Raw genomic sequence first — 16,942 nt, 5'->3', positions numbered from 1 at the left:
CTCACAGGATCTCGATCGTCTCGATGCGCTGCTGCGGGGTGCGCAGCACATCCGTCCAGAGTTCGGCGAACTGGGGGAGGGTCTTCGCGGTGGTGCCGATATCGTCGACCTTCACCCCGTCGATGGCGAGACCGATGATGGCACCGGCCGTGGCCATCCGGTGATCCTCGTAGCTGTGCCATGTGCCCCCCTGCAGGGAGGCGGGACGGATCACGAGCCCGTCGTCGGTCTCGGTGACGTCGCCACCGAGGGCGTTGATCTCGGTCGCGAGCGCTGCGAGCCGGTCGGTCTCGTGGCCGCGCAGGTGCGCTATGCCGGTCAGTACCGTCTCGGAGTCCGCGAGGGCGGCGACAGCAGCCACGGTGGGCGCGAGTTCGCTCGACTCGTCGAGGGTGATTCCGTGGATGGCCCCGGTGCCCGTGACCGTCAGGTTGCCCAGGCCCGCTCCGGTCGGTGTGAAGGCGACCTCTCCACCCATCGATTCGAGGATGTCCGCCATCCTGGCCCCGACCTGTGTCGTGTGCTGCGGCCAGCCCGTCACCGTCACGGAGCCCCCGGCGACGAGCGCAGCAGCCAGGAACGGTCCGGCGTTGGAGAGGTCGGGCTCGATGTCGACGTCGAGTGCCGAGATCGGAGACGGCTGCACGATCCACAGGCCAGGCTCGGGGTTCTCGATGGTCACTCCGCGCGCAGCGAGGGCGGCGATCGTCATGTCGATGTGGGCGAGACTGGGCAGGGTCCCACCGACGTGGCGCAACGTCAGGCCCCTGGTGAATCGGGGGGCAGCGAGAAGCAGGCCCGAGACGAACTGGCTCGATGCCGAGGCGTCGATCTCGAGCTCTCCGCCCTGCACCGATCCTGTTCCGAAGATCGTGAACGGCAGGGTGCCACGGCCGTCGTCGCTGACCTCGACACCGAGAGCCCGCAACGCGTCGATCGTGGTGCGCATGGGTCGACGGTAGGAGGCCGCATCGCCATCGAAGGCGACGGGACCGAGGGCGAGCGCTGCGACCGTCGGAATGAATCGCATGACCGTTCCCGCCAGGCCGCAGTCGACGAAACCGCCGCCAAGTTCGGCGGGGGTGACCAGGAGGTCCGGCCCGTAGTCGCTGTCTCCCGCAACCTCGACGATGCTGGTTCCGAGGGATCGCAGCGCACCGATCATCAGTGCGCTGTCGCGGGAACGCAGCGGCGCGCGCAGCAGCGACGGGCCGTCGGCGAGGGCAGCCAGCACCAGTTCGCGGTTGGTCAGGCTCTTCGATCCCGGCAGCCGAAGCGTTGCAGACAGGGGGCCGGATGCACGGGGTGCTGGCCACGCACCGCCCTCGTCTTCCGGCACCGGTGCGTCGTCACCGTACGGGTTGAACTGGGGCTGGGAGAACTTCGAAATCGCCATCCCCACCAGAGTATCGCCAACGGCTTTGCGCATTCCCGGAATAGCGGGAGCCAAATCGAGGTTGTTTCCAACAGTAATAACGTCGTATCCGGGAAGCAGGTGGACATACATGGGAATCGCACTGGCCGAAAGGCCGGGCACGTTAGAGCACGGCGATCTAGAATTGGTCCCGATGCCAAACGACGACGCAATAACCGATGCCGCGAAAACCGCCGACGCAGAAGCCACCGAGGCGGCCGCCAAGCGTGACCTCTTCGAGGAGCAGGCGCTGCCCTTCATGAACCAGTTGTATGGCGCTGCTATGCGGATGACCCGCAATCCTTCCGACGCCGCCGACCTGGTGCAGGAGACGTTCGTGAAGGCGTTCCAGGCGTTCGGGCAGTTCCAGCAGGGCACGAACCTGAAGGCCTGGCTGTACCGCATCCAGACCAACACCTTCATCAACAGCTACCGCAAGAATCAGCGCAATCCCTATAAGGGCACCATCGATGACCTTGAAGACTGGCAGATGGGCGGCGCGGAATCGGTCACACAGTCGACTTCGACGAGGTCGGCCGAGGCCGAGGCCATCGACCACCTGCCAGACAGTGCGGTCAAGAGTGCACTCCAGGCGATTCCCGAAGATTTCAGGCTTGCCGTTTACTTCGCCGATGTAGAAGGTTTCTCCTACCAGGAGATCGCCGACATCATGAAGACCCCTGTCGGAACCGTGATGAGTCGCCTTCATCGCGGTCGACGGATGCTGCGCGAATCACTCGCAGACTATGCCCGCGACCGGGGCATCACCGCTGCTGCACCCGTCGCATCAAAAACTACGAACCAGAAAATGTCTAGGAGCACGATATGACCGATTGCGGTTGCGCAAAAGCCAAAGCCGAACTCGAGGAATACCTTCATCGTGAGCTGAGCATCCAGGATGATGCTGACGTCGCCGAGCACATCAAGAACTGCGACGACTGCTCGAGCGAGCACCTCGTGGGTCTCGCGTTGACTCTCAAAGTGCGCCAGGCCTGCCAGGAGCAAGCGCCCGAGGAACTGCTCGAGGCCGTGCGGTCGCGACTGTCGAACGCCTAGACTCCAGCAGGTTTCGCTGACAACGACGTGACGCGAACTGCTGTTACACCGCGGTGTAAACGGCAGTTCGCGTCACGTCGTTGATGTTTTTAGGTCGTTGGTGATCTGAGGTCGTTCAGGCACTCAGATCGCGAGAGCGCGCTCGATCAGGTCGGCCTGCTCCTGGGCGCTGCGCTTCGACGATCCTGTTGCGGGCGACGCGGATGCCCTGCGGGAGGCGACCTTGATGGTCCGACCCTTCAGGTAACGCGCGAGTTCGAGGCAGATGAATGGCCAGGCACCCTGGTTTTCCGGTTCATCCTGCGTCCAGACGATGTCGGCATTCGGGTATTGGCCGAGCGCTGCATTGATCTCCTGGATGGGAAGCGGGTAGAACTGCTCCATCCGAACAACCGCGATCGATGTGTCTTCGCGCTTGTTGAGTTCGGCGATGATGTCGTAGTAGATCTTGCCTGCGGTGAGCACGACTCGCTTCACGGACGACTTGTCGGCGATCCTGTTGTCATCGAGCACAGGCTCGAAACGGCCCTGGGTGAAGTCGCTGATCTCGCTGGTAGCGCCGCGCAGTCGCAACATCGCCTTTGGCGTGAAGACCACGAGTGGCCGCCGCGGGCGCATGTAAGCCTGGCGGCGCAACAGGTGGAAATATGACGCAGGAGTCGACGGCCGTGCAACGGTCATGTTGTTCTCTGCGCACAGTTGGAGGTAGCGCTCGATGCGCGCCGACGAATGGTCCGGTCCCTGGCCCTCGTAGCCGTGCGGCAGCAGCATGACGACGCTGGAGCGCTGCCCCCACTTCTGCTCGGCGCTCGCGATGAACTCGTCGATGACGGTCTGGGCACCGTTGGCAAAGTCACCGAACTGCGCCTCCCAGAGAACCAGCGCGTCTGGCCGTTCCACCGAGTAGCCGTATTCGAAGCCCAGCGCCGCGTACTCGCTCAGCAGGGAGTCGTAGATCCACAGTCGCGCCTGTGAGTCAGCGAGATTGCCGAGGGGCAGCCATTCCTGGCCATTCTCCCGATCGTGCAACACGGCGTGGCGCTGCACGAAGGTTCCCCGGCGGGTGTCCTGGCCGACCATGCGCACGGGCGTGCCCTCGAGCAGCACCGAGCCGAGGGCGAACAGTTCGCCCATCGCCCAGTCGACGGAGCCATTGCGGCTCATGTCGAACCGCTTCTTGAGCAGCGCCTGCAGCTTGTTGTGGACTGTGTAGCCGGCGGGCGGGTTGGCGTGCGCGTCACCGATCAGCCGGATCACCGACTCGTCCACTCCGGTGGTCGCCGGCTCGCCGGCGGCCTCCTCGCGCTGTGACTCCGGCTTTTCGAGGTCGGCGACAGCTGTGCCATCCGCCCGGATGATCGGCATGGAGCCGGTCTGGGCGGCGTGCGTCTCGGCGAAGGCACGCTCGAGGCGATCCTGGAAGTCGAGGTGGCTCGCCTCGTACTCTTCCTGGGTGATGTCGCCGCGACCGACGAGCCCCTCCGTGTAGAGGGTTCGCACGGAACGCTTGGCTTCGATCAGGTTGTACATCAGCGGCTGGGTCATCGATGGGTCATCGCCCTCGTTGTGCCCGCGCCTGCGGTAGCAGACCAGGTCGATCACCACATCGCGGTGGAACTGCTGGCGGTAGGCGAAGGCGAGTTCGGCCACTCGCACGACCGCTTCGGGGTCATCCCCGTTGACGTGGAAGATCGGCGCCTGGATGGTCTTCGCGACGTCGGTCGAATACGTCGAGGTGTGACCCTCGGAGGGCGGGGTGGTGAATCCGACCTGGTTGTTGATGTTCACATGGATCGTGCCGCCGGTGCGGTATGCACGCAACTGAGACATCTGCAGGATCTCGACCACGATGCCCTGCCCTGACATGGCGGCGTCACCGTGGACCATGATCGGAAGCACCGTGTACGAGGCGACGGGGCGGCGATCCTGCTTGGCGCGGACGATGCCCTCGAGCACGCCGTCCACGGCCTCCAGGTGGGAAGGGTTGGCGGCGAGATAGACCGGGATCTGCTTGCCGGATGCGCTCGTGAAGGTGCCCTCGGTACCGAGGTGATACTTCACATCGCCGGAGCCCTGCACGGTGCGGGGATCCTGGGTTCCCTCGAACTCGCGGAAGATCTGTCCGTAGGTCTTGCCCGCAATGTTCGTCAGCACACTCAGGCGACCGCGGTGGGCCATGCCGATGGCGACCTCTTCGAGATTCTCCTCTGCGGCTTTCTGGATGACCGCGTCCAGGAGTGCGATAGTCGACTCGCCGCCTTCGAGGCTGAATCGCTTCTGGCCGACGTACTTGGTCTGCAGGAAGGTCTCGAAGGCTTCGGCCTCGTTGAGCTTGCCCAGGATACGCATCTGGTCGTCATGGCTGGGCTTGGAGTATGGCTTCTCGATGTGCTCCTGGATCCAGCGGCGCTGCTCGGGATCCTGGATGTGCATGTATTCGACACCGACAGTGCGGCAGTAGGCATCACGCATCATGCCCAGGATGTCGCGCAGCAGCGCTGATCGCTTTCCACCGAGACCGCCGGTCACGAATTCGCGATCCAGATCCCAGAAGGTGAGGCCATGGCTCGCGATGGCGAGGTCGGGATGGGAGCGCTGGCGGTACTCCAGTGGATCCGTGTCTGCCATCAGGTGGCCGCGCACGCGGAAAGAGTTGATGAGTTCCTGCACGCGAGCGACCTTGCCGACGCTGTCTGCGATGTCGACGTTGATGTCGGCAGCCCAGTGGATGGGGTCATAGGGAATGCGAAGCGCCGCGAAGATGCCTTCGTAGAACGAGTGGTCGCCGATAAGACGCTCGTGGATTTTCTTGAGGAATTCGCCGGATCCCGCACCCTGGATGACGCGATGATCATAGGTGCTCGTCAGGGTGATGGTCTTGCCGATGGCGAGTTCCGCGAGGGTTTTCGGGCTGGCGCCCTGGAACTCCGCCGGGTATTCGAGCGCCCCGGCACCCACAATCGTCCCCGCGCCACGCATGAGTCGGGGAACCGAATGTTCGGTACCGATTCCACCCGGGTTCGTCAGTGAGATGGTGTTTCCGGCGTAGTCGGCGCCGGTGAGTTTGTTCGCGCGACCGCGTGCGACGACATCCTCGTAGGCGACGAGGAAGTCGCCGAATCCCATGGTGTCGGCGCGCTTGATGCCAGGCACGACGAGAGAGCGGGTGCCATCCGACTTCGGGATGTCGATCGCGATGCCGAGGTTGATGTGGGCGGGCGTGACGACCGAGGGCTTTCCGTCAGGCTCGTCGTAGTAGACGTTCTGGCTCGGGAATTCCTTGATCGTCTGCACGATCGCCCAGGCGATCAGGTGGGTGAAAGAGACCTTGCCGCCGCGAGTGCGCTTGAGGTGGTTGTTGATGACGATGCGGTTGTCGATCATGAGCTTCGCCGGAATGGTACGAACGCTCGTCGCCGTGGGGACGGTGAGACTGGAATCCATGTTGGATGCCAGGGCCTTCGACGCGCCCTTCAGCGCAGCAACGGTGTGCTCGGGCTCAGGGGCAACTGCGGTTGCTGCACCCGGAGCGGGTGGCGCCTGGGCTGGGATCGGCTGCGGCTTCGCTTGCACTGATGTTGTTTTAGCGACGGGCTGGCTGCCAGTGGGTGGGTTTGGGCCCAGCGTTGCTGCGGGAGCAGAGGGAGCCGCCGGCGCACTTTCGGGTGCAGGTCCGGCCGTGTCTGCCGGTGCTTCTTCGGCGACCGCGACGGGGATCTGAGGTTCGCCTCCCACCGACGATGAACCTGCGGCGTCTGCGGTTGCGGTCGAGGTAACTGTGCTGTGGTAGTTGTCGAGTACCGGCCACCAGGTCTTGTCGACCAGGTTCCTATCCTTCATGTAAAGCTCGTACATCTCGTCAACGAGCCATTCGTTGGCTCCGAATTCGCTTGAAGAGTCACCCTCTGCTGCGATTCCGGTCACTTGGCTTGACACGGCTGACCGCCCACTTTCACTTCTACTTGATGTCGTAATCCTGGTTGCTCGTCATGGAGCGCACCGGACCAAGGGTAATCGCTTTTGCCGTGTGCCCGCTGACCCGTCTATGTGGGGTCTAGCGTTGAGGTCATGCGATTTTATGAAACGACGCCGACCCACGACCTCACGTATTCCGACGTGTTCCTTGTGCCGTCGAGGTCTGCGGTGGGCAGTCGGCTCGCTGTCTCTCTCGCTCCCCGGGATGGCACCGCCGCGAGCATCCCGATCGTCTCCGCGAACATGAACTCCGTGACGGGCCCTCGGCTGGCGGCCACCCTCGCCAGGCGTGGTGGCCTTGGGGTGCTGCCACAGGACACGCATCACCAGGACATGGATGCCGCGATCCGGTGGGTGAAAGCGCAACCGATAGGTTTCGATGCTGCCGTCACCCTCGCACCGAGCGACACCGTCGCGACGGCACTCACGCTGCTGATGCCTGCAGTCGGACACGGCATCATCATCCACGACCAGCACGGCCAGTTTCTGGGTGCGATCGCTGCCGAACAGCTCGCTCATGCTCTTCCGAGTGCACCACTCGGCGACCTGCTCGGTGACAGGATGGTCTCGATCGACTTCGACGAGATCGACGGGCCTCGCGCCGCATTCGACCTGATGGTCGACGCTGGCATCGAGTTCGCACCCGTCATGCACGAGGGGAAGGTCGTCGGAACCCTCAGCCGCACGAGTGCCCTGCGCTCGACGCTGTACACGCCTGCGCTCGACACCCGCGGTCGGCTATCGGTTGCCGCCGCCGTCGGAATCAACGGTGATCCCGCGGGAACCGCGAGGGCGCTCGCCGAGGCCGGAGCCGATGTCATCGTCATCGACACGGCCCACGGTCACCAGGACGGCATGGTGCGCGCGATCGCCGCTGTTGCGGCCCTCGACCTGGGCCTGCCGATCGTGGCGGGCAACGTGGTCTCTGCCAGCGCGGTGCGTGACCTGGTCGGTGCAGGGGCGACCATCGTCAAGGTGGGGGTCGGGCCAGGAGCCATGTGCACCACGCGCATGATGACGGCTGTCGGCCGTCCGCAGTTCTCCGCCGTGCTCGAGACCGCGACCGAGGCTACGCGACTCGGAGCCCATGTGTGGGCCGACGGGGGCGTGCGCTATCCGAGGGATGTCGCTCTCGCACTTGCGGCGGGGGCTGCATCCGTGATGATCGGATCCTGGTTCGCCGGAACCATCGAGGCGCCCGGCGCCCTGGCGCTGGATGAGAGCGGCCGTGCTTACAAGGAGAGCTGGGGCATGGCATCCACTAAGGCGGTCAGGGAGCGTTTCGACCGGCTCGATGCCTACGAACTGGCTCGGAAGACCCTGTTCGCCGAAGGCATCTCCAGTTCGAAGATCTACCTCGACCCGCTGCGGCCGTCGCTCGAGGACCTGCTCGACATGATCACGTCTGGCGTGCGCAGCTCGCTGACCTACGCCGGGGCGACCGACCTGTCTGATTTTCACGAACGGGCGCTGGTCGGTGTGCAATCGGCTGCAGGATACGAAGAGGGCAAGGCGCTGCCGGTCAGCTGGTAGCAACGGGAGGGCCGCGGTTCTGGCAACGCGTTCCCCGGTACACTTGGTCGGATAATGGACGACCCTCCCAGTTGCCGCCCTCCCGCCGGTCTGCACGCCGAAAACGCCCCGGCAGTGAACGCCCGGGCAGTGAACACCCAGGCAGTGAACACCCAGGCGGCCAGCACTCATGAGTGACCTGCTCCTGCTCGGCATCGGCATCCTGCTGACGATCGGCACGGGCTTCTTCGTCGCCTCCGAATTCGCTCTCGTCAATCTCGACAGGTCAGATCTCGAGGTTCGGGAATCTCGCGGCGAACGTGGACTCGGCATGGTGATCTCGGCGCTCAAGAAGACGTCGACCCACCTCTCGAGCGCACAGCTCGGCATCACCCTGACGACCCTGCTCGCGGGCTACACGCTCGAGCCCGCATTCAGCTCCTTTCTGACACCGCCGCTGTCAACCCTGCTGCCGGAAGCGGTGGTGCCTGTCGTATCGACCATCGTCGCCATCACCGTGGCCACGTTGCTGTCGATGATCATCGGTGAGCTCGTTCCCAAGAACTTCGCCCTCGCCCTTCCTCGTGCCACCGGCAAGATCGTGGTGCCGTTCCAGGTGGTGTTCACCGCCGTGTTCAAACCGGCTGTGAGCCTTCTCAACAACTCGGCCAACGCCATCCTGCGCTCTCTCGGTGTCGAACCCAGGGAAGAACTGTCCGGTGCACGCACCGCCGAAGAACTCACGTCGCTCGTGCGTCGTTCCGCGAGCGAGGGGAGCCTCGACCGCGACACCGCGACACTGCTTGCTCGCACCCTCGCCTTCGCCGATCACACCGCGCAGGATGTCATGACGCCCCGCCCGAGGCTTGCCAGCATCGATCGCACACAGTCTGCGCAGGATGTCATCGACCTCACTCGCCGCACCGGATTCTCCCGGTTTCCGGTGCTCGACGACAGCATCGATGACGTCGTCGGCTTCGTTCACGTGAAGCAGGCCGTCGCGGTTCCCCGCAAGAAACGATCGAAGGTGCCGGTGTCTGCACTGCAGACCGAAGCGCTGAGGGTTCCTGAGACGATGAAGCTGGATACGCTGCTCGCCGAATTGCGGGGTCGCGGCTACCAGATGGCTGTCGTGCTCGACGAATACGGCGGAACCGCGGGGGTTGCGACCCTCGAAGACCTCGTCGAAGAGCTGGTCGGTGAGGTTTCAGACGAGCACGACCGCACCAAGGCAGACGTCGTGCGGTCACGTGACTGGTTCACGTTCCCCGGGATCCTGCGGCCTGACGAACTGCTCGAACGAACCTCCGTGCAGGTGCCGGAGGAAGGGCCGTACGAGACCGTCGCCGGCTGGTTGATGAGCGAACTCGGGCGACTGCCAAAGGTGGGGGACACGATCGAAGTCGCGGCAGGCATCTTCCGCATCGAACGGCTTGATGGCCGCAGGATCGACAGGGTGCGCTACACGCCCGCCCCCGATCTCGATGCCGCAACGACCGGACGGGGTGACTCCTGATGGACGCATGGGGAATCGTCTGGCTGTTCGTGCTTCTTGCCGTGAACGCCTTCTTCGTCGGCGCGGAATTCGCCGTCATTTCTGCGCGACGCTCGCAGATCGAGCCCCTCGCGGATGCGGGATCCCGTCCCGCGAAGACCGCGCTGTGGGCGATGGAGCACGCCACACTCATGCTTGCCGCCTGCCAGCTCGGCATCACCGTGTGCTCGCTGCTCATCCTGAACGTCTCAGAGCCCGCTATCCATCATCTGCTCGAGATCCCGCTCGCACTCACGGGACTACCCGAAGAAGTGATCGGCACGATCGCCTTCATCATCGCGCTGCTCATCGTGTCGTTCCTGCACGTGGTGCTCGGCGAGATGGTGCCGAAGAACCTCTCGTTCTCCGTACCGGATCGTGCCGTGCTGATCCTGGCAACACCGCTCGTGTTCGTCGCTACGGTCTTCCGCCCGATCATCGTCGCGCTCAATGCGACCGCGAACGGCATCCTGCGGCTATTCGGGGTCGAACCCAAGAACGAGGCGAACAGCGTCTTCACGCTCGACGAGGTGGCCAACATCGCCGCCCAGTCGACGAGGGAGGGTGTGCTGACGGATTCGGGCGGCACCCTCAACGCGGCGTTCGAATTCACCTCGAAGAAGGTGCAGGATATCGCGATCCCGATGGCTTCCATCATCACGCTCTCCGAGGCGGCCACCCCGGCCGACGTGGAGAAGTCGGTGTCGAAGCATGGATTTTCGCGCTACATCCTCGTCGACGACGATGGTGAGCCGACCGGGTACCTGCATCTGAAGGACGTCATCGACATCGACAGTGAGGAATTCGCTGAACCGGTGCCGCCGAAGCGAATCCGCCAGCTGATCTCCATCTATCGGGGTACCGACCTCGAAGACGCTCTCGCCACGATGCGCAGGTCAGGCGTTCACGTGGCGCGAGCATTCGACGAGAGTGGAGCGACCCAGGGCGTGCTCTTCCTCGAAGACATCATCGAGGAGCTCGTCGGCGAGGTGCAGGACGCGACGAGGCGCCGCTAGAGGGAGTAGCGGGATCTCGTGTACTGCGGCGGGTAGTAGTCGAGTTCGACACCGAGTTCGGCGGCTGCGCGCCACGCGAAGTGTGGGTCACGCATCATCTCGCGCCCCATCATCACCGCATCGGCCTTCCCAGACTCGATGATGTCGTTAGCCTGCCGGGCTTCCGTGATGAGCCCGACGGCGCTCACCGGTGCGTCGGCATTGGTGTGGACGAACTCGGCGAATGGAACCTGGTAGCCCGGGCTGAGCGGTATCCGAACCCCGCTCACGAGGCCGCCGGTCGAGATGTCGAAGAAGTCTGCGCCGGCATCCCGGGCCCAGCCGGTGGCGACGGATGTCTGTTCCTCATCCCAGCCGCCCTCGGTCCAGTCTGTCGCCGAGAATCGGACCAGGATCGGCACGTCGTCACCCACGGCGGCACGGACGGCCGTCACGATCTCCACGAGCAGGCGTGCGCGATTCTCGAGGCTGCCGCCGTACTCGTCGGTGCGCAGGTTCGATAGTGGCGAGAGGAACTGGTGCACGAGGTAGCCGTGCGCCGCGTGGATCTCGAGCAACTGGAATCCAGCATCGATCGCGTTGACAGCGGCGGATGCAAAATCGGCCACGATGCCGGGAAGTTCGGCCGCGTCGAGCGCGCGAGGGGTGTCGTAGCCCTTGAAGGCGATCGCGGACGGGGCGACGGTCGGCCATCCGCCATCGTCGATCGACCAGGTGCCGCGATGGTTGTCCCACTGGCGAGCGGTCGATGCTTTACGGCCGGCATGGGCGAGCTGCATTCCGGCGATGGCACCCTGGGACCTGATGAAGCTCGTGATCGGCTTCCAGCCGTCGCGCTGCTCGCCGTTCCAGATGCCCGTGTCCTGGGGCGAGATGCGCCCCTCGGCGTTGACCGCCGTGGCTTCGGTCATCACGAGGCCGGCCCCGCCGAGGGCGAATGAGCCGAGGTGCACGAGGTGCCAGTCCGTCGGTACGCCATCGCGCTTCTCGACCGAATACTGGCACAGCGGCGCCACCCAGAGCCTGTTGCGGAAGGTGGTGCTTCGAAGGGAGAGAGGAGAAAAGAGGGTGCTCATGCCTGGAGTGAACGCAGGAAGGCGTCCAGGTGTTCCACACCGGTGAAATGGTGTGTCGTGACCCCGAGCCCAGCCGCGGCATCCGTGTTGATCGACTTGTTGTCGATGAAAATCATCTCGCTGAGCTGGATGCCGAGCTCGCGCGCGACCTCGGAGTAGATCGCCGGATCCGGTTTGATCGCATCCATCTCGGCGCTGACGAAGATGCGCTCGAAGAAACTGCCCATGGGGGAGCGCCTGAATCCACTGGAGAAGTCGAACCCTGCGTTGGAGAGGATCGCCAGCCGGGTACCGCCGACGTGCAGTTCCTCGATCAGGTCGACGGTGCCCGGCTCGATGCTCCACCAGCTGCGAAAGTCGGCCACCCAGAGTTCGTGTACTCGAGACGCGCGCCAAGTGACCCCGAGATCTGCGGCGACACGAGCCCAGTATTCGGGAATGGAGATGGTGCCCTGGTCGAGGCCGTCACGGTTCGCCCAGTATGCGGCCCAGAACGGTTCGGCGTCGCAGCCGGAGATCGCGAGCACAAGATCTGTGTCTTCCCTGCTCGGAGACCGGGAGATCACCTCGCCGTAGTCGAAGACAACGATACGGTTCGGGATGCTGATGGACATTGCCCCAAACTATCGTCATTCTTTCGAACTAACGTGGGCCCATGAGTACATACACGGCATGGACCGCGCGCGATTCGGTTGGGCGAATCGCGGTGCCCCGGGAATCTGACGACAAGTACTCCCGTGGCGTGCTGGGCGTGATCACCGGTTCGACCATGTACCCGGGAGCGGCGGTGATCGGGGTGGAGGCTGCATTGCGCACCGGAGTGGGAATGGTCCGCTATCTCGGCCCCGAACGGGCCGCCGGGCTCGTGCTGCAGCGCCGCCCGGAGGCGGTCACGAGCGAAGGCCGGGTGCAGGCGTGGCTGATGGGCTCTGGCATGGATCACGTCGAACGCGAGAGTCTCGCGCAGATGGTGGAGGCACTGGCACAACCGGTTCCGGTCGTACTCGACGGTGGAGCGCTCGACCTCTACGACCGTGCAGCCGGACCCGTCATCGTGACGCCGCATTTTCGTGAGCTCGCGCGGCTTCTCGATGCCAATCTCGCCGACATCGCAGCAGGTCCCGCGGTGTGGGCGCGCCGGGCGGCAGATGAGCTCGGTGTGACGGTGCTGCTCAAAGGCCACACGACGTACGTCGCGGGCCCCGGAATCTCATTGAGCACGGCGTCGGCGCCCAGCTGGCTCGCCACGGCGGGTGCCGGGGATGCGCTCGCGGGAATCCTCGGTTCCCTGGTCGCGACACATTCGGCCCGGATTCAGGATGACCCCGCCGAACTTGCGCGACTGGCAGCCAGCGCGGCGGTGCTGCACGGTCTCGCGGCGGAACGGGCATCCGGCGGCGGCCCGCTCACGATCCTGGATCTTGCCGCTGCGGTTCCCGCGACGATAGCCGCGCTGCTGCGCGACTGAGCGGTCAGTCGAGGAAGCGGGCGAGAAACTCCCGCGTGCGTGTCTCGCGTGGCTTGCCGAACACCTCGGCGGGGCTGCCGCTCTCGGCGATCACCCCGTGGTCGAGAAAGACGACGGTGTCTGCAACATCCCGGGCGAACGCCATCTCATGAGTGGCCATCACGATCGTGGTGCCGTCGGCCGCAAGCGAGCGCACGAGGTCGAGCACCTCTGTCACGAGCTCGGGGTCGAGTGCGCTCGTGATCTCGTCTAGCAGCAGCAATTCGGGCTTGGCGGCGATCGCCCGCACGATGGCGACACGCTGCTGCTGGCCGCCAGACAGGCGGTCGGGGAAGGATTTCGCCTGCGCGGCCAGACCGACGCGCTCGAGCAGCTCCATCCCATGCGCTTCGGCCTCGGCGGCGGGCATCCTGTGCACATGGCGAGAGGAGAGCGTCACATTGTCGAGCACGCTGAGATGCGGAAACAGGTTGTAGCTCTGGAAGACGGCACCGATTCTGGCGCGCACGGCATCCGGCTTCACGGCCGGGTCGCTGATGTCGACGCCCCGCAGCCAGATCTGGCCGTCGTCGACCTGTTCGAGCAGGTTGATCGTGCGAAGGAGGGTGGATTTGCCGGACCCACTGGCGCCGATGAGCGCAAGTACCTCGTGTGAGTCGATCGTGAGGTCGATCCCACACAGCCCCTCGGTGTCGCCGAAGGACTTGTGGATGTTCTCGAGCCGCAGCACGGTGTCGCTCACACGACGCCCCCGATCTGCTCGCAGCGTCGATGGGGCGCGCGAAACTGAGTCGATTTGTTACCGGGATACGCTTGCGCGATGATGGATGCGACCCCACGACCCCGCGTCGGCAACCGGATCCTCGGCAGTCGTCCTGCCGCATGGCTGGCCTTCGCGCTGGTGCACGGCTGGCTCGCGTGGGTGTGCCTCTACGGGCGCCACGACGGGATGAACGATGTTTCAGTGGTCTATCGCCAGTGGGTCGAGCAGGCGCTCGATGCCGGGATCGTCATCGGTATCGACACGGCCTGGGTCTATCCGATCCTCGCCATCGTTCCGATGCTCGTGGCGGCCGTCTTCGGCACGACCCACTACGTCGCCGTGTGGGTCGCGCTGGTCGTCGTCGTCAACGCCGTCGCCTTCGCCTTCGCGGTCACCAGCGCGCGGATTCGTGCGGCGTGGTGGTGGCTGGTATTTCTGGTGGCTCTCGGGCCGATCGCGCTCGCCCGGATCGACGCCATCACCGTCTCTCTCGGCATCATCGGGGCTCTTCTGCTCGCCACACGACCACGCGCGGCCGGAACCGTGCTCGCGATCGCGGCCTGGGTGAAGGTGTGGCCTGCGGTGCTCATCGCGGCGGCAATCGTCACCATGCGCAGCCGGGGCCGCATCCTGTTCTCCGGTGTGGTCGTCTCGGCGATCGTGATCACCGTCGCACTGGTTCTCGGCAGCGGCGCACGGGTGTTCAGCTTCATCACGGAGCAGACCGGCAGGGGCCTCCAGGTAGAGGCTCCGGTCACGACCTTCTGGCTCTGGGCGGCGTTCGCCGGCCAGCCCGGCGCCAGTGTGTATTTCGACCGGCAGATCATCACCTACCAAGTGACAGGAACCGGGGTAGATGTCGCTGCCGCGGTCATGACTCCGCTGCTGGTGGTCGTGGTCGCCGTTATCCTCGTGCTCGGCTTCAGGGCGGTGCGAGGTGGAGCGCCGGCGGCCCAGGTGCTGGCCTCGCTGTCGCTTGCCCTGGTGGTGGCACTCATCGCGGTCAATAAAGTCGGCTCGCCCCAGTTCATCGGCTGGATCGCCGTACCGATCGTGCTCGGGCTGGTGACCCACGGTGCATCTTTTCGCACCCCCGCGGTGCTGGCCCTCGTGATCGCCGGGCTCACCCAGGTCATCTATCCGTATCTCTACGGTTCACTCATCGAGCTGCAGCCACTGATGCTGGTCGCTCTCACCGTACGGAACATCCTGGAATTCGTGCTCCTGGGTTGGGCTGTGGCGGCGCTCGTCAGGTGGGGGCATCCACAGTCAGGTGATCCACATCCAGACCTTCCACAATCGCAGCATCCACAATCGAAGCATCCACAATCGAAGGTCGTCTCATGAAGGGTTCATCATGCTCGTAGCTTTTTCGGTAGCGCCCAGCGGGGGATCCGGCGAGGGTGATTCGGTTCACGCGGCTGTCGCCGCTGCCGTGCAGGTGGTGCGCAATTCCGGCCTGCCCAACAGCACCGACTCGATGTTCACCACCATCGAGGGGGAGTGGGACGAGGTGTTCGACGTGATCCGTCGTGCCACCGAGGCTGTCGGCGCATACGGCACGAGGGTCTCCCTCGTGCTGAAGGCCGACATCCGGCCCGGGCACAGCGGTGAGATCACGGGCAAGGTCGAGAGGCTCGAACGAGCCATCGCCGACGCCAACCTGGACTGAGTCGAATCGTTTCGATTTTTGCCGTTCGGTCGTAGGATGAAACAGGGCTCGACGGTGAGCGCACCACCAGACTCTCGTCGATCGGCTTCTCTTGTGACCCGCTTACCACCCACTGACATGCCCCTCAGCACCACTCGCACCCGGCTCGCGCTGTTCGCGCTGGCACTCGGGGGATTCGGCATCGGTCTTACCGAGTTCGTGGCGATGGGGCTGCTGCCGAACCTGGCTGCAGACCTTCTGCCCGGCCTGTGGGCGCAGTCCCACGAGCTGGCGAACGCGAAAGCCGGCTGGCTGATCTCGGCTTATGCCCTCGGGGTCGTCGTCGGTGCCCCGACTATTGCGGCGCTCGCCGCCCGGTTCCCGCGCAAGCAACTGCTGCTGGCATGCCTCGGCGTCTTCGTCCTCGGCACCATCGCCTCCGCGCTTCTGCCGAGCTTCGAAACGGTGCTCGCGGCCCGGTTCATCACGGCGCTTCCACACGGTGCCTATTTCGGTATCGCCGCCCTCGTGGCAGCCTCCCTCATGGGGCCGGGTAAGCGCGGTCGCGGCGTGGCGCTCGTGCTGTCGGGCCTGACGATTGCCAACGTCATCGGCGTTCCCGCGATCACGTTCCTGGGGCAGCAGGCTGGCTGGCGGATCGCATACCTGGTTGTTGCCGCGGTATTCGCCCTGACGTTCGTTGCAGTCATGCTGGTGGTGCCATTCCAGCTCGGCGATGCGAGTGCGACGATGAAGCGCGAACTGCGGGCGTTCACGCGGCCCCAGGTCTGGCTCGCCCTGCTGATCGGCTCGCTCGGCTTCGGTGGCTTTTTCGCCGTCTACACCTACGTGTCCCCGCTCGCCACGAATGTGACGGGCCTCGATGTCAGCCTCGTTCCATTTGTTCTCGTGGCCGCCGGGCTCGGAATGACGATCGGCAACTTCTTCGGCGGCCGTGGTGCCGACCACAGCATCATGGGCACGCTCTTCGTCTGCTTCGGGCTGTTCGCGATCTCGCTGGCGGGCCTCGCACTCACCGGGCAGACTCCCGTCGGCCTCTTCATCTTCGTGTTCATGGTGGGTGGGTCTGCAGCGGCACTGTCGCCGGCGATCCAGACCAGGCTGATGGATGTCGCGGGCGACAGCCAGACGCTCGCCGCGGCCATCAACCACTCGGCCCTGAACATCGGCAACAGCCTGGGCGCCTGGTTGGGTGGGGTGACGATTGCGGCCGGGCTCGGATACCTGTCGCCAGCCTGGGTCGGACTGCTGCTTTGCGCGCCGGGAGTCGCGCTGGCGCTCGTCAGTGTCGCCATGCAGCGCGGGCCAGCCCGCCGCAGTTCCGACCTGGAGGTCGAGTCAGCTTCCCTTGAGGTGCAGCCCGCCGCCGACGACGCGCGAGTGTAGAACACACGAGCCAGGAACGCCCCCCAGCAGGGACTGGCCTGCCTGAGACTGGCGCGCCTGGAACTGGCCC

Annotated in this window: 14 protein-coding genes; 9 read left to right on the top strand and 5 right to left on the bottom strand. The window is 64.8% G+C overall.

Annotated features, from left to right (window positions below):
- Position 1 precedes the first annotated feature (1 nt).
- Positions 2-1,396 (bottom strand): 3-phosphoshikimate 1-carboxyvinyltransferase, encoded by a 1,395-nt coding sequence (gene aroA, locus IEW81_RS02900; RefSeq protein ID WP_097060930.1) that lies wholly within the window; start codon positions 1,394-1,396, stop codon positions 2-4.
- Positions 1,397-1,568: 172 nt separating this feature from the next.
- Between aroA and IEW81_RS02895 the strand changes: the two genes are divergently transcribed.
- Together IEW81_RS02895 and IEW81_RS02890 are read left to right on the top strand one after the other, a co-directional pair.
- Positions 1,569-2,243, top strand: a complete 675-nt coding sequence (locus IEW81_RS02895) for a sigma-70 family RNA polymerase sigma factor (protein ID WP_179691832.1) — start codon at positions 1,569-1,571, stop codon at positions 2,241-2,243.
- On the top strand, positions 2,240-2,470 hold the full coding sequence (locus IEW81_RS02890; RefSeq protein WP_097060583.1) for an anti-sigma factor: 231 nt from the start codon (positions 2,240-2,242) through the stop codon (positions 2,468-2,470). The genes IEW81_RS02895 and IEW81_RS02890 overlap by 4 nt, the downstream gene beginning before the upstream one ends.
- A 123-nt stretch (positions 2,471-2,593) precedes the next feature.
- Here the strand turns inward: IEW81_RS02890 and IEW81_RS02885 are convergent, their stop codons facing one another.
- Positions 2,594-6,406 (bottom strand): multifunctional oxoglutarate decarboxylase/oxoglutarate dehydrogenase thiamine pyrophosphate-binding subunit/dihydrolipoyllysine-residue succinyltransferase subunit, encoded by a 3,813-nt coding sequence (locus tag IEW81_RS02885; protein WP_097060584.1) that lies wholly within the window; start codon positions 6,404-6,406, stop codon positions 2,594-2,596.
- Between the two features lie 132 nt (positions 6,407-6,538).
- On the opposite strand from IEW81_RS02885, the gene guaB1 reads away from it, so the two are divergent.
- The 3 genes from guaB1 (at position 6,539) to IEW81_RS02870 (ending at position 10,507) form a co-directional block, all read left to right on the top strand.
- Positions 6,539-7,978, top strand: coding sequence for a GMP reductase (guaB1, locus tag IEW81_RS02880; protein ID WP_097060585.1), 1,440 nt, complete (start codon positions 6,539-6,541; stop codon positions 7,976-7,978).
- 169 nt (positions 7,979-8,147) lie between these two features.
- Positions 8,148-9,473, top strand: coding sequence for a hemolysin family protein (locus IEW81_RS02875; protein WP_097060586.1), 1,326 nt, complete (start codon positions 8,148-8,150; stop codon positions 9,471-9,473).
- Positions 9,473-10,507, top strand: a complete 1,035-nt coding sequence (locus tag IEW81_RS02870; RefSeq protein WP_097060587.1) for a hemolysin family protein — start codon at positions 9,473-9,475, stop codon at positions 10,505-10,507. Before IEW81_RS02875 ends, IEW81_RS02870 begins: the two co-directional genes overlap by 1 nt.
- Here IEW81_RS02870 and IEW81_RS02865 read toward each other — a convergent pair.
- Together IEW81_RS02865 and IEW81_RS02860 are read right to left on the bottom strand one after the other, a co-directional pair.
- Positions 10,504-11,583 (bottom strand): NADH:flavin oxidoreductase/NADH oxidase, encoded by a 1,080-nt coding sequence (locus IEW81_RS02865; RefSeq protein WP_097060588.1) that lies wholly within the window; start codon positions 11,581-11,583, stop codon positions 10,504-10,506. The two genes, IEW81_RS02870 and IEW81_RS02865, sit on opposite strands and share 4 nt — an antisense overlap.
- Positions 11,580-12,197, bottom strand: coding sequence for an HAD-IA family hydrolase (locus IEW81_RS02860; protein WP_097060589.1), 618 nt, complete (start codon positions 12,195-12,197; stop codon positions 11,580-11,582). Before IEW81_RS02860 ends, IEW81_RS02865 begins: the two co-directional genes overlap by 4 nt.
- A 41-nt stretch (positions 12,198-12,238) precedes the next feature.
- On the opposite strand from IEW81_RS02860, the gene IEW81_RS02855 reads away from it, so the two are divergent.
- Positions 12,239-13,051 (top strand): ADP-dependent NAD(P)H-hydrate dehydratase, encoded by an 813-nt coding sequence (locus IEW81_RS02855; protein ID WP_097060590.1) that lies wholly within the window; start codon positions 12,239-12,241, stop codon positions 13,049-13,051.
- Positions 13,052-13,055: 4 nt separating this feature from the next.
- Here IEW81_RS02855 and IEW81_RS02850 read toward each other — a convergent pair whose 3' ends face one another.
- Positions 13,056-13,793 carry an amino acid ABC transporter ATP-binding protein gene (locus IEW81_RS02850; RefSeq protein ID WP_097060591.1) on the bottom strand — a complete coding sequence of 246 codons (738 nt, stop codon included), beginning with the start codon at positions 13,791-13,793 and terminating at the stop codon, positions 13,056-13,058.
- 78 nt (positions 13,794-13,871) lie between these two features.
- On the opposite strand from IEW81_RS02850, the gene IEW81_RS02845 reads away from it, so the two are divergent.
- The 3 genes from IEW81_RS02845 (at position 13,872) to IEW81_RS02835 (ending at position 16,872) form a co-directional block, all read left to right on the top strand.
- On the top strand, positions 13,872-15,161 hold the full coding sequence (locus IEW81_RS02845; RefSeq protein WP_097060592.1) for a glycosyltransferase 87 family protein: 1,290 nt from the start codon (positions 13,872-13,874) through the stop codon (positions 15,159-15,161).
- Positions 15,162-15,171: 10 nt separating this feature from the next.
- Complete coding sequence (locus IEW81_RS02840; protein WP_097060593.1) at positions 15,172-15,486, top strand: thiamine-binding protein; 315 nt, start codon at positions 15,172-15,174, stop codon at positions 15,484-15,486.
- A 117-nt stretch (positions 15,487-15,603) separates the two neighbouring features.
- Positions 15,604-16,872, top strand: a complete 1,269-nt coding sequence (locus tag IEW81_RS02835; RefSeq protein ID WP_097060594.1) for an MFS transporter — start codon at positions 15,604-15,606, stop codon at positions 16,870-16,872.
- Positions 16,873-16,942 lie beyond the last annotated feature (70 nt).

The organism is Salinibacterium xinjiangense (assembly GCF_014645015.1).
Lineage (GTDB): Bacteria > Actinomycetota > Actinomycetes > Actinomycetales > Microbacteriaceae > Rhodoglobus > Rhodoglobus xinjiangensis.
Note: the sequence above shows the minus strand (reverse complement) of the source record. Positions and strands in the feature narration are given on the sequence as shown.

What these genes read in the sequence shown, in the direction of transcription:
- aroA (WP_097060930.1), bottom strand. Translation starts at nt 1,396, where the DNA reads ATGGCGATTTCGAAGTTCTCCCAGCCCCAGTTCAACCCGTACGGTGAC.
- IEW81_RS02895 (WP_179691832.1), top strand. Translation starts at nt 1,569, where the DNA reads ATGCCAAACGACGACGCAATAACCGATGCCGCGAAAACCGCCGACGCA.
- IEW81_RS02890 (WP_097060583.1), top strand. Translation starts at nt 2,240, where the DNA reads ATGACCGATTGCGGTTGCGCAAAAGCCAAAGCCGAACTCGAGGAATAC.
- guaB1 (WP_097060585.1), top strand. Translation starts at nt 6,539, where the DNA reads ATGCGATTTTATGAAACGACGCCGACCCACGACCTCACGTATTCCGAC.
- IEW81_RS02875 (WP_097060586.1), top strand. Translation starts at nt 8,148, where the DNA reads ATGAGTGACCTGCTCCTGCTCGGCATCGGCATCCTGCTGACGATCGGC.
- IEW81_RS02870 (WP_097060587.1), top strand. Translation starts at nt 9,473, where the DNA reads ATGGACGCATGGGGAATCGTCTGGCTGTTCGTGCTTCTTGCCGTGAAC.
- IEW81_RS02865 (WP_097060588.1), bottom strand. Translation starts at nt 11,583, where the DNA reads ATGAGCACCCTCTTTTCTCCTCTCTCCCTTCGAAGCACCACCTTCCGC.
- IEW81_RS02860 (WP_097060589.1), bottom strand. Translation starts at nt 12,197, where the DNA reads ATGTCCATCAGCATCCCGAACCGTATCGTTGTCTTCGACTACGGCGAG.
- IEW81_RS02855 (WP_097060590.1), top strand. Translation starts at nt 12,239, where the DNA reads ATGAGTACATACACGGCATGGACCGCGCGCGATTCGGTTGGGCGAATC.
- IEW81_RS02845 (WP_097060592.1), top strand. Translation starts at nt 13,872, where the DNA reads ATGATGGATGCGACCCCACGACCCCGCGTCGGCAACCGGATCCTCGGC.
- IEW81_RS02840 (WP_097060593.1), top strand. Translation starts at nt 15,172, where the DNA reads ATGCTCGTAGCTTTTTCGGTAGCGCCCAGCGGGGGATCCGGCGAGGGT.
- IEW81_RS02835 (WP_097060594.1), top strand. Translation starts at nt 15,604, where the DNA reads ATGCCCCTCAGCACCACTCGCACCCGGCTCGCGCTGTTCGCGCTGGCA.